Annotated in this window: 15 protein-coding genes and 1 pseudogene; 11 read left to right on the top strand and 5 right to left on the bottom strand. The window is 58.3% G+C overall.

Going from position 1 to position 16,207, the window contains the following annotated elements; translation table 11 throughout:
- The first annotated feature begins 93 nt into the window (after positions 1-93).
- On the top strand, positions 94-1,026 hold the full coding sequence (ylqF, locus tag ACLD9W_RS04230; RefSeq protein ID WP_410840847.1) for a ribosome biogenesis GTPase YlqF: 933 nt from the start codon (positions 94-96) through the stop codon (positions 1,024-1,026).
- Positions 1,027-1,433: 407 nt separating this feature from the next.
- Here ylqF and ACLD9W_RS04225 read toward each other — a convergent pair whose 3' ends face one another.
- Both ACLD9W_RS04225 and lon read right to left on the bottom strand, forming a co-directional pair.
- Positions 1,434-1,703, bottom strand: a complete 270-nt coding sequence (locus ACLD9W_RS04225; RefSeq protein WP_338196716.1) for an HU family DNA-binding protein — start codon at positions 1,701-1,703, stop codon at positions 1,434-1,436.
- A 190-nt stretch (positions 1,704-1,893) separates the two neighbouring features.
- On the bottom strand, positions 1,894-4,326 hold the full coding sequence (gene lon, locus ACLD9W_RS04220; RefSeq protein WP_410840846.1) for an endopeptidase La: 2,433 nt from the start codon (positions 4,324-4,326) through the stop codon (positions 1,894-1,896).
- A gap of 197 nt (positions 4,327-4,523) precedes the next feature.
- Between lon and ACLD9W_RS04215 the strand changes: the two genes are divergently transcribed.
- Genes ACLD9W_RS04215 through lipA form a run of 3 tightly spaced genes read left to right on the top strand, consistent with a single transcriptional unit; the run spans position 4,524 to position 6,429 of the window.
- Entirely contained in the window at positions 4,524-4,793 is a 270-nt protein-coding gene (locus ACLD9W_RS04215) for a YbeD family protein (RefSeq protein WP_410840845.1), read from the top strand.
- On the top strand, positions 4,793-5,407 hold the full coding sequence (gene lipB / locus ACLD9W_RS04210; RefSeq protein WP_410840844.1) for a lipoyl(octanoyl) transferase LipB: 615 nt from the start codon (positions 4,793-4,795) through the stop codon (positions 5,405-5,407). The genes ACLD9W_RS04215 and lipB overlap by 1 nt, the downstream gene beginning before the upstream one ends.
- Before the next feature lie 23 nt (positions 5,408-5,430).
- Positions 5,431-6,429 (top strand): lipoyl synthase, encoded by a 999-nt coding sequence (gene lipA / locus ACLD9W_RS04205; protein WP_009426676.1) that lies wholly within the window; start codon positions 5,431-5,433, stop codon positions 6,427-6,429.
- Positions 6,430-6,514: 85 nt separating this feature from the next.
- Here lipA and ACLD9W_RS04200 read toward each other — a convergent pair whose 3' ends face one another.
- Complete coding sequence (locus tag ACLD9W_RS04200; protein ID WP_410840843.1) at positions 6,515-6,910, bottom strand: Spy/CpxP family protein refolding chaperone; 396 nt, start codon at positions 6,908-6,910, stop codon at positions 6,515-6,517.
- A gap of 271 nt (positions 6,911-7,181) precedes the next feature.
- Between ACLD9W_RS04200 and rpe the strand changes: the two genes are divergently transcribed.
- The 7 genes from rpe (at position 7,182) to ACLD9W_RS04165 (ending at position 15,397) form a co-directional block, all read left to right on the top strand.
- Positions 7,182-7,862 (top strand): ribulose-phosphate 3-epimerase, encoded by a 681-nt coding sequence (gene rpe, locus ACLD9W_RS04195; RefSeq protein ID WP_410840842.1) that lies wholly within the window; start codon positions 7,182-7,184, stop codon positions 7,860-7,862.
- A 68-nt stretch (positions 7,863-7,930) separates the two neighbouring features.
- Positions 7,931-9,247 (top strand): bifunctional tetrahydrofolate synthase/dihydrofolate synthase, encoded by a 1,317-nt coding sequence (gene folC, locus ACLD9W_RS04190; RefSeq protein ID WP_410840841.1) that lies wholly within the window; start codon positions 7,931-7,933, stop codon positions 9,245-9,247.
- Positions 9,248-9,264: 17 nt separating this feature from the next.
- Positions 9,265-11,106 (top strand): SPOR domain-containing protein, encoded by a 1,842-nt coding sequence (locus tag ACLD9W_RS04185; RefSeq protein WP_410840840.1) that lies wholly within the window; start codon positions 9,265-9,267, stop codon positions 11,104-11,106.
- 70 nt (positions 11,107-11,176) lie between these two features.
- Positions 11,177-11,665: a CvpA family protein gene (locus tag ACLD9W_RS04180; RefSeq protein ID WP_410840839.1), complete on the top strand. Its 489-nt coding sequence runs from the start codon at positions 11,177-11,179 to the stop codon at positions 11,663-11,665.
- Positions 11,666-11,683: 18 nt separating this feature from the next.
- The gene (gene purF, locus ACLD9W_RS04175) at positions 11,684-13,222 is read left to right on the top strand and encodes an amidophosphoribosyltransferase (RefSeq protein ID WP_410840838.1); all 1,539 of its coding nucleotides are present in this window, start codon (positions 11,684-11,686) and stop codon (positions 13,220-13,222) included.
- Positions 13,223-13,341: 119 nt separating this feature from the next.
- Positions 13,342-13,938 (top strand): hypothetical protein, encoded by a 597-nt coding sequence (locus ACLD9W_RS04170; RefSeq protein WP_410840837.1) that lies wholly within the window; start codon positions 13,342-13,344, stop codon positions 13,936-13,938.
- A 475-nt stretch (positions 13,939-14,413) separates the two neighbouring features.
- The gene (locus ACLD9W_RS04165) at positions 14,414-15,397 is read left to right on the top strand and encodes a tRNA dihydrouridine synthase (RefSeq protein ID WP_410840836.1); all 984 of its coding nucleotides are present in this window, start codon (positions 14,414-14,416) and stop codon (positions 15,395-15,397) included.
- A gap of 111 nt (positions 15,398-15,508) precedes the next feature.
- Here ACLD9W_RS04165 and ACLD9W_RS04160 read toward each other — a convergent pair whose 3' ends face one another.
- Positions 15,509-15,913 carry an SRPBCC family protein gene (locus ACLD9W_RS04160; protein ID WP_410840835.1) on the bottom strand — a complete coding sequence of 135 codons (405 nt, stop codon included), beginning with the start codon at positions 15,911-15,913 and terminating at the stop codon, positions 15,509-15,511.
- Positions 15,914-15,958: 45 nt separating this feature from the next.
- A pseudogene (locus ACLD9W_RS04155) lies at positions 15,959-16,108 on the bottom strand (DNA alkylation repair protein); the annotation flags it as partial.
- Between the last annotated feature and the right edge of the window lie 99 nt (positions 16,109-16,207).

The following is a 16,207-nucleotide window of genomic DNA, read 5'->3' as shown; positions in this document are numbered from 1 at the left end:
AGGCCGTCTGAAACCCCGTATCCCTTCCGACAAACAGGCCGTCTGAAACCCGCAACCCTTTCAGACGGCCTCCACACAAAAAGGCACAGCAACATGGCAATCCAATGGTATCCCGGCCACATGCACAAGGCCAAAAAAGCCATCGCCGAACGCCTCAAAAGCGTCGACATGGTGATCGAAGTCCTCGACGCCCGCATGCCCGCATCCGGCGAAAACCCCCTGCTCGGCCAACTCTCCGCCGGCAAACCCAAACTCAAAATCCTCAACAAGCAAGACCTCGCCGACCCCGAACGCACCCGAATCTGGCTCGACGATTTCAACAGCCGTCCCGACACCCGCGCCATCGCCCTCGACGCCTCCGACCGCCAAGCCGCGCAGAAGCTCATCGCCGCCAGCCGCGCCCTCGTTCCCAACAGAGGCGGCATCGACAAACCCCTGCGCGTCCTCATCTGCGGCATCCCCAACGTCGGCAAATCCACCCTCATCAACGGCATGCTCGGCAAAAAATCCGCCAAAACCGGCAACGAACCCGGCATCACCAAAGCCGAACAGCGCCTCTTCCTTGCCGACGACTTCTGGCTCTACGACACCCCCGGCATGCTGTGGCCGAAAATCATCGTCGAAGAAGCAGGCTACAACCTCGCCGCAGGCGGCGCCGTCGGCCGCAACGCCCTCGACGAAGAAATCGTCGCCCTCGAACTCCTCGACTACCTGCGCCGCCACTACCTGCCCCTGTTGCAGGAGCGCTATCAGGCCGACAAAAACGAAAGCAGCCACTGGCGCGACGACCAATGGCTCGAATGGATAGGCCGCAAACGCGGCGCCCTCCTCCCCGGCGGCCGCATCAACTGCCAAAAAGCCGCCGAAAACACCCTCACCGACTTTCGCGACGGCCACATCGGCCGCATCACCCTCGAGACTCCGCAGCAATGGGCGCAATGGCTCAAAACCGCGCAGCAAAAGGAAGCAATCCTCAAAGCCGAACGCGAAGCGAAAAAAGCCGAACGCAAAGGCAAGGCCGTCTGAAAACCGACAGCCGGGATGCACAAACGGTTTCACCAAGCCGCCACTCCGGCAAACCGTGCGATTCCCGGCGCTCAGACGGCCTCAAGCCCAAAGGCCGTCTGAAACGCTTAGGGTCTGTTTTTTAAATATGGACGACATCCAAAAAGGCTGTTAGGTAAAGGCCGTCTGAAAGCGTGGTTTTGGCAAATTGGAAACCGCTGTCGGCAAAATGACAGATACAGGACACCGGGCAATCCGTTTGCATCTGTATGAAAAACCGCCCTGCCCTTTGCGGCGGATACGGTTTTGTTTTGGCCAATGTCCGTAAGCGGAAAACAGCATGAATAAGGCCGTCTGAAAAACCGGTTTGGGTAAACGGGTTTTTCAGACGGCCTTACGTATGGAGAGTCGGATATTCTGCCTATGGCTTACAGCGCGTCTTTCAGGGATTTGCCGGCACGGAATTTCGGCGTTTTGGCTGCGGCGATGGTGAGCGGCTCGCCAGTTTTGGGGTTGCGGCCTTGACGCTCGGCGCGTTCGCCGACGTAGAAAGAACCGAAACCGACCAATGTGACGGTGTCACCTTTTTTCAGGGCTTCGGTAATAGCATTTACCATACTGTCCAGAGCTTTGGCAGCAGCGGCTTTGGAGATGTCGGCCTCTTGAGCCATTGCTTCGATCAATTCAGACTTGTTCACGATAAGTCCCTTTCTGTCGTTTTAAAAAATGAAGAATTCCGAAACCCGAACGGCATCGGAATGCGGATGGATATGACGCGCCTTTATAGCAAGGCTGAATTTGCCGTGTCAAGGCAAAACGCACAAACGGCGGACATTTCCGGCCTAATCGCCCGCCGTTGCGGCGTTTTGCAACAAAACGCCGCCTGCGTCAGTGTTTGCGCGCTTTTACGCTTGACTTTGCCTCGGAAGCATTGGTTGCAGCATCTGCCGCCGCTTCCGCTTTAAAAGGCTCGGGACGGTATTCCAAACCCAGTTCCAGCACTTCGTCTATCCATTTGACGGGATGGATTGCCAAACCTTCCTTCACATTGGCGGGAATTTCCTCCAAATCCTTCACGTTGCCCTGCGGAATCAGCACATGCTTGATGCCGCCGCGCAGCGCAGCCAGCAGTTTTTCCTTCAAACCGCCGATGGGCAGCACTTCGCCGCGCAGGGTAATTTCGCCGGTCATGGCCACGTCGGCACGCACGGGGATATTGGTGAAGGCGGAAACCATCGCCAGCGTCATGCCGATGCCGGCGCTTGGGCCGTCTTTCGGCGTCGCCCCTTCGGGAACGTGGACGTGGATATCGCTTTTTTCGTAAAAGTCGGGTGCAAGGCCGAGGGCTTCGGCGCGGGAGCGGACGACGCTCCATGCGGCGGTGATGGATTCCTGCATCACGTCGCCCAGTTTGCCGGTGCGCACGATATTGCCTTTGCCTTTGAGGGCGACGGCTTCGATGGTGAGCAGTTCGCCGCCGACTTCCGTCCAGGCAAGGCCGGTTACCTGGCCGATGCGGTTTTCGCTTTCGGCGACACCGAAATCGAAGCGGCGCACGCCTAGGTAGCTGCTCAGGTTTTGCGAGTCCACCACGATGGCTTCGGGCTTGTCTGCGCCCTTGCCCGCATCTTCCGCCAGCTGCGCCGCCATCACGCCTTTGCGGCAGATTTTGGCGATTTCGCGGTCGAGCGAGCGCACGCCTGCTTCGCGGGTGTAGTAGCGCACAATGTCGCGCACGGCTTCTTCGCGGATGTCGATTTCGCCTTCGCGCACGCCGTTGCGCTCCATCTGTTTGGGCACGAGATACTGCATGGCGATGCTGACTTTTTCGTCTTCGGTGTAGCCCGACAGGCGGATGATTTCCATGCGGTCGAGCAGCGCCGACGGAATATTCATGCTGTTGGACGTGGCGATGAAGAGTACGTCGCTCAAATCGTAGTCCACTTCGACGAAGTGGTCGGCGAAAGTGCTGTTTTGTTCGGGGTCGAGCACTTCCAGCAGCGCGCTGGACGGATCGCCGCGGAAATCGTTGCCGAGTTTGTCGATTTCGTCGAGCAGGAACAGCGGGTTTTTCACACCGGCCTTAATCATGCCTTGGATGATTTTTCCGGGCATCGAGCCGATGTAGGTGCGGCGGTGGCCGCGGATTTCGCTCTCGTCACGCACGCCGCCCAAGGCCATGCGCACGTATTTGCGGCCGGTGGCTTTGGCGATGGACTGGCCTAGCGATGTTTTGCCCACACCCGGAGGGCCGACGAGGCACAGAATCGGCCCTTTGAGCTTGTCGCTGCGTTTTTGCACGGCCAGGTATTCCAAGATGCGCTCTTTCACTTTTTCCAAACCGTAATGATCGGCATCCAGCACCAAATCGGCTTTGGCAATATCTTTGATAACGCGCGTTTTTTTCTTCCACGGCAGTTCGAGCAGCGTATCTATATAGTTGCGCACCACGGTGGACTCGGCCGACATCGGCGGCATCATCCGCAGCTTTTTCAACTCCGAAAGCGCTTTTTCTTCCGCTTCCTTGCTCATGCCTGCTTCGCGTATCTGCGTTTCAAGCTTGTCGAGTTCGGCACGCTCGTCTTCCTCACCCAATTCCTTATGGATGGCTTTGACCTGCTCGTTCAGATAATACTCGCGCTGCGATTTTTCCATTTGCCGCTTGACGCGGCCGCGAATGCGTTTTTCCACTTGCAGGATGTCCAGCTCGGCATCAAGCTGGCCGAGCAGGAATTCCATTCTTTCGGCCACATCGACGCGGTTGAGCACTTCTTGGCGCAATTCCAGTTTCAGTTGCAGATGTGCGGCCACGGTGTCGGTCAGACGGCCGTTGTCTTCAATGCCGGAAATCGTGCCCAACACTTCGGCAGGGATTTTCTTGTTCAGCTTGGCAAACTGCTCGAACTCGTTCAGCAGCGTGCGGCGCAGAGCTTCCATATCGCGGCCTTCGGAAACGCCTTCCTCGGCAGCTTCCACTTGGGCAAAGAAATAGTCGCCGCTGCCGTCCACCGACAGAGCGCGGGCGCGGCTGATGCCTTCCACCAGCACCTTTACCGTGCCGTCCGGCAGCTTCAACACTTGCAAGATGTTGGCAATCGTGCCCATCTTGTGCAGATCGTCGGCCTGCGGCTCTTCGTCGTTGGGGTTTTTCTGTGCCAACAGGAAAACTGGTTCGTCGTTTTCCATCGCTTTTTCCAAAGCGGCAATCGATTTCGCACGGCCGACAAACAGCGGCAGCACCATATGCGGATACACCACCACATCGCGCAGCGGCAGCAGGGCCAGGGCGCGGTAGTCTTCTGAGAATTGTGTTTTAGCCATAGTTTTTTCTTCCTTTACCAAATTCAAGGCCGCCAAATTGGGCTGGCGGTGTTTTTTTCAAGACTTGAAAAGAGGCCGTCTGAAACTTATCTCGCGGCAGACTTTGCACCCCGATTGCGTTAGAATACGCCCCACTGTTTTTCAGACGGCCTCTTCCGCACCATACAGGCCGTCTGAAAACAAACCAGGATAAAACCATGACGCCGCAAACAGAAAAACTCATCGATTTCCCCTGCGCCTTCCCCATCAAAGTGATGGGCGCGCAACACCCCGACTTCCTGCCCGAAATCCTCAAAACCGTGCAACAACATGCCCCCGATACCACGGAGGCACACATCGCCAGCCGCCCCAGCAGCGGCGGCAACTATCTTGCCGCCACCGTCACTGTGCAGGCGCAAAACCAAGAACACCTCGACAACATCTACCGCAGCCTGACCGCGCACCCGCTGGTGAAAGTGGTGTTGTGATGAAAACCGTAGATCTCGGCCGCCGCGACTACCTGCCCGTTTTCGAAGCCATGAAGCGCTTCAACGACAGCCGCAGCGCCGATACGGAAGACGAATTATGGGTTGTCGAACACAACCCCGTTTTCACGCAGGGGCTGGCGGGCAAGGCCGAACACCTGCTGGATGCCGCAGACATCCCCGTCGTCCAAATCGACCGCGGCGGCCAGATTACCTACCACGGCCCCGGCCAGCTCGTCGTCTACACCATGATCGATTTCAAACGGCGCAAAACCAGCGTCCGCCACATCGTCTCCGCCTTGGAAAACAGCATCATCGCCACCCTCGCCGCTTACGGCATCGCATCGGCTGCCGACCCGCAGCGCCCCGGTGTTTACGTGGACAGCAAAAAAATCGCCTCCCTCGGCCTGCGCATCAAAAACGGCTCGGTTTACCACGGCCTCGCCCTCAATGTAAACATGGACTTGACACCGTTTACCCACATCAACCCCTGCGGCTATGCCGGATTGCAAATGACGCAAATCGCTGATCTCGTCAGCCCCTGCCCCACCCTTGCCGACGTGGCCGGCAAACTGACCGCGCTGCTGAACAAAAATCTGGCGGCAGAGGCCGTCTGAAAACCAAAAACGAAAGACACACCATGAGTACCGAAACCACCAACCCCCTAGACAACCGACAAGGCGTCAAACACACCGGCGCGGCAAAAACCGCCCGCATCCCCATCAAAGTCGTCCAGCCCGAGCAGAAGCTGAAAAAACCCGAATGGATACGCGCCAAGCTGCCCAATCCGAAAAAATTCTTTGAGATTAAAGACATTCTGCGCGAGCAGAAAATGCACACCGTCTGCGAAGAAGCCGCCTGCCCCAACATCAGCGAATGTTTCAGCAAAGGCACGGCCACCTTCATGATTATGGGCGACATGTGTACCCGCCGCTGCCCCTTCTGCGCCGTCGGCCACGGCCGCCCCAACCCGCTCGATCCCGAAGAACCGCAAAACCTCGCCAACTCCGTGCGCGCCATGAATTTGCGCTACGTCGTCATTACATCGGTTGACCGCGACGATTTGCGCGACGGCGGCGCCCAGCACTTTGCCGACTGCATCACCGCCATCCGCCAAACCAGCCCGCACACCAAAATCGAGATTCTTGTACCCGATTTCCGCGGCCGCCTTGACATTGCCCTGAAAATCTTGGCCGAAACCCCTCCAGACGTAATGAACCACAATCTCGAAACCCATCCGCGCCTGTACAAAATGGCGCGCCCGGGCGCGGACTACAAACACTCGCTCGAACTGCTGCGCCGCTACAAGGAAATGCAGCCCGGTGTTCCCACCAAATCGGGCATCATGGTCGGCTTGGGCGAAACCGACGACGAAGTGCGCGAAATCATGGACGATATGCGCGCGCACAATGTCGAAATGATTACCATCGGCCAATATTTGCAGCCTTCAGACGGCCACCTGCCCGTTTTGCGCTACGTTACGCCCGATATGTTCAAACAGTTCGAGCGCGAAGCCTACGGCAAAGGTTTCCAAAACGCCGCCTGCGGCGCGATGGTGCGCTCCAGCTACCACGCCGACGAACAGGCCGCCGAAGCCCTGCGCGAACAAAGCAAATCCACCCCCTGCGGCCATCATTGAAGGCAGGCGTGACATACAAAAAAGCCCGATCAAAATCGGGCTTTTCCTGTTTTGCCTAAACGGCCGCATTCATTATCCGAACCGCTTATTGCAGGCACTTTTGAATCCACAGCCTTTGCTGGGCGGGATTAAGCAGCTGGTAAAACTTATGCTGGACGGCCATCTCATCAACGGCAAACTGCAAGCCGTTTTCATAACGTTCGGCAACATAGCGGTGCGCCTGGCGCTCGTCGAACTGCGGTGCGGACAAAATCCGCAGCAGATTGTCGCGCCGACTGCGTTCGGAGCGGCGGTTGTTCTGAACCAGGCGTTCCACCGCCTGTTTGTATTCGCCGCGCAGGATGCGCAGCTCGTCGTATTGCTCGCGGGACAGATTGAGTTGGCGGATGTCGCAGTTAGTGTGGAAATCTTGGATGGTCAGCGCGAAAGCTGCGGGCGAGAGGCCGCACAAAAAGCCGGAAACGGCAGCGGCGCGGAGCATTCGGCGTGATAGATAGGTAAGCACTTTGTTCGTTCTCGGCTTGGTCTGACAGGCAGGGAAAATCAGGGCGCAAATATAAAGGAACAGCCCGTCAATCGCGGTATAATAGCCGTAAACTTGCGTAAAACAAACCGTGATTGACTGAATATTATGACATTGTGCCCGCAAAATGCCGTGCGGCAGAATTTTATGTTGCAAAAATGCAATCGCGCCGCTTTTTATGCCATTTGAAAAAATCCAAAACGGGCAGCGCCCGACAACAGAGGAACCCATGCACAAATTCCGTATCGCCCCCAGCATTTTGTCGGCCGATTTTGCCCGTTTGGGCGAAGAAGTTTCCCGTGTTATCGAAGCGGGAGCGGATCTGATCCATTTCGACGTGATGGACAACCATTACGTGCCCAACCTCACCTTCGGCCCGATGGTGTGCGCCGCCATCAAACCTTATGCCTCCGTGCCGGTAGATGTGCATCTGATGGTTGAACCGGTAGACGATTTGATTAACGCTTTTGCCAAAGCGGGCGCCGACATCATTACCTTCCACCCCGAAGCCAGCCGCCATGTCGACCGCAGCCTCAGCCTGATACGCGAACACGGCTGCCAAGCCGGACTGGTACTCAACCCCGCTACCTCCGTTTCCGTATTGGAAAACGTGCTCAACCGCCTCGATATGGTGCTGCTGATGTCGGTCAACCCCGGCTTCGGCGGCCAGAGCTTTATCCCGCACACGCTGGAAAAAATCCGTCAAACCCGCGCCCTGCTCGACCGCTACCACGAACGTAGCGGGCGGCACATCGCCATCGAAGTGGACGGTGGCGTCAAAACCGCCAACATTGCCGAAATCGCCGCCGCAGGCGCGGACACCTTTGTCGCCGGTTCGGCTATTTTCGGTCGGCCCGACTACCGTGCCGTTATCGACGCCATGCGTGTCGAGCTGGCTAAGGCCGTCTGAAAACCTTCCGCCGCCTGAGCAAAGTTTAAAATTTTCAGACGGCCTCTTCACATACACGAAAGCAGATTATGAAAACCCTCACCGAATGGCTTACCCACTTGGAAACCGCCCACAGCAACGGCCCGATAGACATGGGCTTGGAGCGCGTCGGCGAAGTGAAACGGCGCATGTCCTTAAACCCCGCCTGTCCCATCATCGTCGTGGCGGGCACCAACGGCAAAGGCTCGGTCTGTGCCTTTCTCACGCACATTTACAAAGAAGCCGGTTTCAAAACCGGCACCCTCACCAGTCCCCACCTGCTGCGCTACAACGAGCGCATCGCCCTCAACGGCGAGCCCGTTTCAGACGGCCTCATCACCGCATCCTTCGAGCGCATCGAAGCCGCACGCGGCGACATCTCCCTCACCTATTTCGAATTCAACACCCTCGCCGCCGTCGACATCTTCATCCGCGAACAGGTCGACATCATTATTCTCGAAGTCGGCCTCGGCGGCCGCTTGGACGCCGTCAATGTTTTTGACGGCGACGTCGCCGTCGTCACCAGCGTCGACCTCGACCACCAAGCCTTTCTCGGCGACACCGTCGAACAGGTCGGCTACGAAAAAGCCGGCATCTTTCGCAGCAGCCGCCCCGCCGTCATCGGCCAAAACCTACCGCCGCAGTCGCTCGTCGAACACGCGCGCCAAACAAACACCGACCTGCTGATCGCCAAACGCGACTTCGACTTTGTCAAACTGGAAAACCAGCAATGGTCGTTCCGCTTCCATCCCGAAAGCAGCAGCCTGTTTTCAGACGGCCTCAAACGCAACCGCAATGCCCTGCCCATGCCCGCCCTGCGCGGCGGCTACCAACTGCACAACGCCGCCGCCGCCCTCGCCGCCGTCGAATGCCTCAACGGCAGACTGCCCATCGACGTCGGCGCCATCAAACGCGGCCTTTTGGGCGCGGAAAACCCCGGCCGCTTCCAAGTGCTGCCCGGCCGCCCGATCACCGTGTGGGACGTCAGCCACAACCCCCACGCCGCCCGCGCTATGCGCCAAAGCCTGATCGGCCTGCCCTTCGCGCAAAAACGCACCGCCGTGTTTTCCATGCTGTCCGACAAAGACATAGACGGCGTTATCGACATCCTCAAAGACCAGTTCGACATCTGGTACGCCGCCCCCCTGCACCTGCCGCGCGGCATGAGCGCCGAAGAGATCGCCGCCAAACTTGAGGCGCACGGTATAGGCGAAATCCGCACCTTCGCCAGCGTCGCCGACGCCTACCATGCCGCTTTTGCCGACAGTACGGAAAATGATAGAATCGCCGTTTTCGGCTCTTTCCACACCGTAGCCGAAGTCATGACCCTCAGCGAAAAACCGACGGGACACCACGCCGCGCAATAACACACACGGGAAGCAAAATGGCAGACAAACGACTGGACAGCATGAACGAATACGAGCAGCTCAAACGCAAAAACCGCCGCCGCCTGGTCGGCGCGTCGGCCATGGTTGTCGTCGCAGGCATCGTATTCGGCGCGGCAGTCGGCAGCGAAGAGCCCTCCGCCGAACCCGCGCCTCCCGCCTTTGCCCAACCGGAAACGCTGACGCCGCAACCCATCTTCCCCGAAGGCGCGTCCGCCGAACAGGACGATGCCGCCAACGACACCTTCGAAATGCCGTCCGACCCTGTTCCCGAAGCCAAGCCGGCAGAAGCCAAACCCGTATACGAACTGAAAGAAGGACAGGAAAGCGTCGAGCAGACCGATGCCGACGGCTCAGTGCGCACCATCGTCAAAAAAGCCGAGCCCGCCCGCTACGACCGCGGCAGCGAACCCGTCGTCACCATCAACAACACCAACAAACAGGCAGCGGAAAAAGCCAAACGCAAAGAAGCCGAGAAAGCCGCCGAAGCCAAACGGCTTGCACAGGAAAAACAGCGCGAAGAAGCGGAACGCCGCGCCGAAGCCGAGCGCATTGCCGCCGAAGAAAAAGCCGTTCGAGAACAAAAACTGGCTGAAGAACGCAGCAAAGAAGAGCGCAAACGCCGCGCCGAAGAAAAACGCGCCGCCGATCGCGAAGCCCGCCTGAAACAGGAAGAGCTTGCCCAAGCGCGCAAAGAAGCGGAATTGAAAAAACGTGCCGAAGCACGCAAAGCCGCCGAAGAAAAACGCCTTGCCGAAACGCAAAAACGCGAAGAAGCCAAACAGGCCGCCGAGGAAAAACGTTTGGCGGAACTGAAAAAACGCCGGGAAGAACAAAAACAGGCCGAAGAAAGACGCCTAGCCGATCAGAAAAAGCAACTGGAAGCCAAAAAACAGGCTGAGGAGAAACGTCTTGCCGAGCAGAAAAAGCGTCAGGAAGCCGAAAAACAGCAGGCCGAAGCCAAGCGTCAGGCCGAGTTGAAAAAACAAGCCGAAGCGAAAAAGGCGGCTGAGGAAAAACGCCTGGCCGAACAGAAAAAACGGCAGGAAGCCGAAAAACAGCAGGCCGAAGCCAAACGTCAGGCCGAGTTGAAAAAACAGGCCGAAGCGAAAAAGGCGGCTGAGGAAAAACGTCTGGTCGAACAGAAAAAACGGCAGGAAGCCGAAAAACAGCAGGCCGAAGCCAAACGTCAGGCCGAGTTGAAAAAACAGGCCGAAGCGAAAAAGGCGGCTGAGGAAAAACGCCTGGCCGAACAGAAAAAACGGCAGGAGGCCGAAAAACAGCAGGCCGAGGCCAAACGTCAGGCCGAGTTGAAAAAACAGGCCGAAGCGAAAAAGGCCGCCGAAGAAAAACGTTTGGCCGAACAGAAAAAGCAGCAGGACGCCAAAAAACAGGCTGAGGAAAAACGCCTGGCCGAGCAGAAAAAACGTCAGGAAGTCGAGAAGCAGCAGGCCGAAGCGAAAAAAGCAGCCGAAGAAAAACGCATTGCCGAGCAGAAGAAAAAACAGGCCGAGGCGAAAAAGGCCGACAACCGGGCGCAGCAGGCTCTCGACAATAAAGGCAAGTCCGCCAAGTCCGATCCGCAGGCGGTTTTGGAAAACCAAAAAGGCCGCCGCGCCATGATTCAAACAGGCGCCTACCGCTCGCAGGAGCAGGCGAAAAAAATCCAGCAGCGCCTGGCCGACGCCGGATACAGCGCCTCCATCAGCGAAGCGGACACCGCAAACGGCAAAGTCTACCGCGTCCGTACAGGCTCATTCCCCAATCAGGAAGCCGCGCAAAAAGCACTGGCCCGCATCAGAATGCAGGGTTTGGACGGCGCGGTGGTGCTGGGCAAATGACCGAGAGGCCGTCAGAAAGAGCCAAGCGCCTTTTCAGACGGCCTCTTCCCCGTTTTTCCGATTTATCCCTATGTCCCTATTCGATATTTTCGCCCTGTCCGTCATCGCCTTGTCGGCGGTGTCCGCCACCGTGCGCGGCATCATCAGCGAACTTTTGTCGCTTATCACCTGGCTGCTGGCGCTGGCCGTTGCCAAAATCGCCGCCGCCCCGCTGGGCGCGTCGGTTTTGTCGGTGATACAGCCGCCCGTGCTGGCCACCGCTGCCGGTTTCGTCGCCGCCTTTGCCGCCGTGATGCTGGTGATGTCGCTGCTGCGCCCACTGCTGACCGGCGGCGCAAAGACGGTGGGACTGGGCGGCATCAACCGCCTGCTCGGTACGTTCTACGGCACACTGCGCGGCGGCGTGATGGTGACGCTGGCGGTGCTGGTATGCGCCTTTACCGACCTGCCGCAGAGCGAGGATTGGCGCAGCGCGCAAAGCGCCCCCTTTTTCGAGAGCGCGGCCGAATTGGCCGTTCCCTATCTGCCCGATTATCTGGCGGGCAAAATCAAATACTAACTTTTTGGAGACGAAGCGATGTGCGGTGTTTTCGGCCTGGTGGCTCACGAACCGGTAAACCAATTATTGTATGACGGCCTGCAAATGCTCCAACACAGGGGGCAGGATGCGGCGGGAATCGCCACGCTGGAAGGCCAGACCTTCCACATGCACAAAGGCAAAGGCATGGTGCGCGAAGTGTTCCGCACCCGCAATATGCGCGAGCTGACCGGCAACACCGGCATCGGCCACGTCCGCTATCCCACGGTAGGCAATGCGGGCAGCACGGCCGAAGCGCAGCCGTTTTACGTCAGCTCCCCCTTCGGCATCGTGCTGGCGCACAACGGCAACCTCACCAACACCGACGAGCTTTACCAAAGCGTGTGCGACAAACACCTGCGCCACGTCAATACCGGCTCCGACTCCGAAGTGCTGCTCAACGTACTGGCACACGAGTTGCGCCGCGAAGTGACCGCGTCGGGCAGCCACGAATTGTCCGTCGATCACATCTTCAACGCCGTTTCCAGCCTGCACAAACTCGTGCGCGGCGCCTACGGCGTCGTCGCCCTGATTGCCGGCTACGGCCTGCTCGCCTTCCGCGACCCCTTCGGCATCCGCCCGCTCACCCTGGGCAGAAATATCAATGAAAAAGGGCAGACCGACTGGGCGGTGGCCTCCGAATCCGTCGTGTTCAACAGCCTCGCCTACGAACTCGTGCGCGACATCGCCCCCGGCGAAGCCGTCTTCATTAGCAACGACGGCAGGCTCTACAGCCGCCAATGCGCCGACGCGGCTGAGCTCACCCCTTGCCTGTTCGAATACGTCTACTTCGCCCGCCCCGACTCCGTTATCGACGGCGTGTCCGTCTACCAGGCGCGCGTCAACATGGGCGTCAGCCTCGCCGAAAAAGTGAAAAGCGAAATCAGCCTCGACAACATCGACGTCGTCATGCCCATCCCCGACACCAGCCGCCCCAGTGCGATGGAACTGGCCGCCCACCTCGGCAAACCCTACCGCGAAGGCTTCATCAAAAACCGCTACATTGGCCGCACCTTCATCATGCCCGGCCAGGCCACGCGCAAAAAATCCGTGCGCCAGAAACTCAACCCGATGGACAGCGAATTCAAAGGCAAAAACATCCTCCTCGTTGACGACTCCATCGTGCGCGGCACCACCAGCCGCGAAATCGTCGAAATGGCCAAAGCCGCCGGCGCGAAAAAAGTCTATTTCGCCTCCGCCGCCCCCGAAGTACGCTACCCCAACGTCTACGGCATCGACATGCCCACCCGCGAAGAACTCATCGCCAACGGCCGCACTGCCGCCCAAATCGCCGCCGAAATCGGCGCCGACGGCTGCGTCTTCCAAAACCTCGCCGACCTCGAAAACGTCATCCTCGGCATGAATCCCGCCATCGACGGCTTCGACGACTCCTGTTTCAGCGGCCGCTACCGCACCGGCGACATCGACGAAGCCTACCTGCAACGCCTCTCCGACAGTAAATCCTCCGGCGCCGCCGCCTTCGTCCGCTCCGGCCTCATCGACCACAGCGTGCGCGTCGAAGACGGCAGCGAAGAATAGGCCGTCTGAAACCCCAGCCCCGGCATAGCGCGTTTTTCAGACGGCCTAAGGGTTCGTCAAGGTGCAATGTCGGATTCCCTTCTCCCGCAACCTATCGACAGAAAGAGAAAAAACAAAAAATGAAACCCGCCCTACCCCTCAGCGCTTTACTCTCCGCCATCGCCCTGACCGCCTGCCAGCCGCAACAGGCCGACGCGCCCGCTGCGGCCTCGTCTCCCGCCCCCGCACAAGCCGCGCCGCACGGCGCCTCCGCCCCGTCCGCAGAAGCGGCACGCAAACAGGAAGATCCCGCCTTCAAAGCCGACGCCCTGCTGCTACTCAAAACCATAGAAGAAATCGGCACGCAAAGCTCGCTGTATCTCGATTCCGACGACATGCGCCGCAAAGTCGAAGAAATCCGCAAAACCGCCGACAAAGCCCGCCGCAACCGCCTCACCGTCGAAATCTACCGCAGCAACATCCAAGTCTACCAAGACGCCGTTGCCAAGCTGCAAGATCTGAAAGTGCAGGACAAAGAAACCGCCGCCCTGCGCGATTTGTGGATTAAAAAATTCAAAACCGACATCGAACTCTTCGAAATCCAAATCAAAGAACAGGACAACGGCCTCAGCGACGAACAGCTGCAAGAAAAATACAAAGACCTCTACCGCCAAAACCGCGAGCTGGCACAAGACGCTGCCGAGCAGAACATGGCCTTCTACAAACGCACGCGCTAAGCTGAACCGCTTCCTAAACTGCGCCACAAAAGGCCGTCTGAAAACGCCCAGCGCGTTCAGACGGCCTCTTTGCATCTGCCCCACCGGTTTTCACTTCGTTGGCGCTTTGTTTTCAGAAACATCATGTCCGCATAGATGGGAACGGGCTCACAGCACCACTCCGTTCCGACACCTCCGTGAAGCAGGTAAAACGGATTAAGGCCGTCTGAATATTCCGCGCATCGCGGCGCATATCGACTCTTCCCGCTTTCAGAAGGCCTCATAGCCCTCTTTGTTCCGACACCTCCGTGAAGCAGGTAAAACAGATTAAGGCCGTCTGAACATTCCGTGCATCGCGGCGCATACCGTCTCTTCCCGTTTTCAGACGGCCTCATAGCCTTCTCTATTCCGACACCTCCATGCCGCAGACAAAACAGATTAAGGCCGTGCGCCAATCGGGCTATAATCCGCCCCTTTTTCCGACTCCCCCGCCGCCATGACCGACAACCCGTGCTACCTGATACTCGCCCCCATGCAGGGGCTGGCCGACGCGCCGATGCGCGACCTGCTCACCCGCATCGGCGGCTTCGACGAATGCGTCAGCGAGTTCGTCCGCATCACGCACACCGTCCACTCCCGCGCCGCCTGGCTCAAACACGCGCCCGAAATGGCACACGGCAACCGCACACCCTCGGGCGTGCCCTGCACCGTCCAGCTTTTGGGCAGCGACGCGGAAAACATGGCGGCCAACGCGCTGGAAGCCGTGCGCTTCGGCGCGGAAAAAATCGACCTCAACTTCGGCTGCCCCGCGCCCACGGTCAACAAACACCAAGGCGGCGCGGTGCTGCTCAAAGAACCCGAGCGCGTGCACCACATCGTCAAAACCCTGCGCCGCGCCCTGCCCGCGCACATCCCGCTCACGGGCAAAATGCGCCTCGGTTTCGACGACAAATCGCTGGCGCTGGAAAACGCGCAGGCCATCGCAGAAGGCGGCGCCTGCGCCCTCACCGTGCACGCCCGCACCAAAGTTGAAGGCTACGAGCCGCCCGCGCACTGGGCTTGGGTGAAAAAAATCGCCGCAGCGGTGGACATTCCGGTAACGGCCAACGGCGACGTGTTCACCTTGCAGGACTATCTTGCCATTCGGCGTGAAAGCGACTGCGCGGGCGTGATGATCGGGCGCGGCGCGGTCATCCGCCCGGGTTTGGCGCGGCAGATCAAGGCGTATGAAAACGGTGAAGACGCGCCGGAAATGGCGTTTGCCGAAACGCTGCAATGGATGCGGCTGTTTGTGGATTTGTGTCTGGACGCGGCGCACGGCAGCGAAAAATACGCCGTCGCCCGCCTGAAACAGTGGTTGGGGATGATGAAACAGGCCGAGCCGCAGGCGCGGGATTTGTTCGACGCCGTGCGCACGCTGAAAGAGGCGGACGCGGTAAAACGGGTGCTGGCGGCGTTTGCGGACAAAGAGGCCGTCTGAAAAACGCATTTCACCGCAGCCGGAACGCTTTTTCAGACGGCCTCAAAGCAAGTGCGGATAAAGAACGAAAACACCGCCCGGCCCTACAAGAGATGCTTTTTTTTTGCATGCTTAGACGTTCTGCAATTTGCGGCATAAATCGCGGCGGTATCGCTGTTGTTGTCTATACAGATAGAACCTGACCAGCCAGCGCGGCAGCCGTTTTTTCAGCGTAATGTCTTCGGCAAAATCCAACTCGGTGCGGTTGTCGTCCAATGCGGTAAAACGCCCCGTCCAATGTCCAGAAAAATAGTCGTTTTCCATGTCAAACGCCCATAAATGCGGCGGCTGCGTTTGGGTAACGCGAAACAGTGTGGCCGCGCCCGATTGGGTGTGCTCGACAAACTGTGTGTCGTCCAGCCGTTCGATTTTGGCCAAACCGCTGCGCCATGCGTAGTCGGTCAATGAAGTAACGGTGCGCCACACGGTTTGGATGTCAGCAGGGACGGTGTAGCAGATTCGGGATTGGATAGACATGAGAATTCCTTTGCATGCAGCTTAAACAGAGTTTCAGGCAGTCTTTCAGACGGGCAGGTATTTCCCCGCTTCGCGCAAGCTCAGTTTGGCCATTTTGTGCCGGTGGCGGTTGATAAAGCCTTGTACCCATTCGGGGTTGGTTTTGCTGTAATCGCGCAATGCCCAGCCGATGGCTTTGTTGATGAAAAATTGGCGTAAGTAACAAATTTACTGCTAAATCAGAGAAGCAACGCACTAAGTAACAAATTTACTGCTGCAAATTCATTTTCTAGCAAAATGATCCTTAATAAACCT

The sequence above is a fragment of the Neisseria sp. WLZKY-1 genome (assembly GCF_046546535.1).
Lineage (GTDB): Bacteria > Pseudomonadota > Gammaproteobacteria > Burkholderiales > Neisseriaceae > Neisseria.
This window is presented reverse-complemented; position numbering and strand designations above follow the sequence as displayed.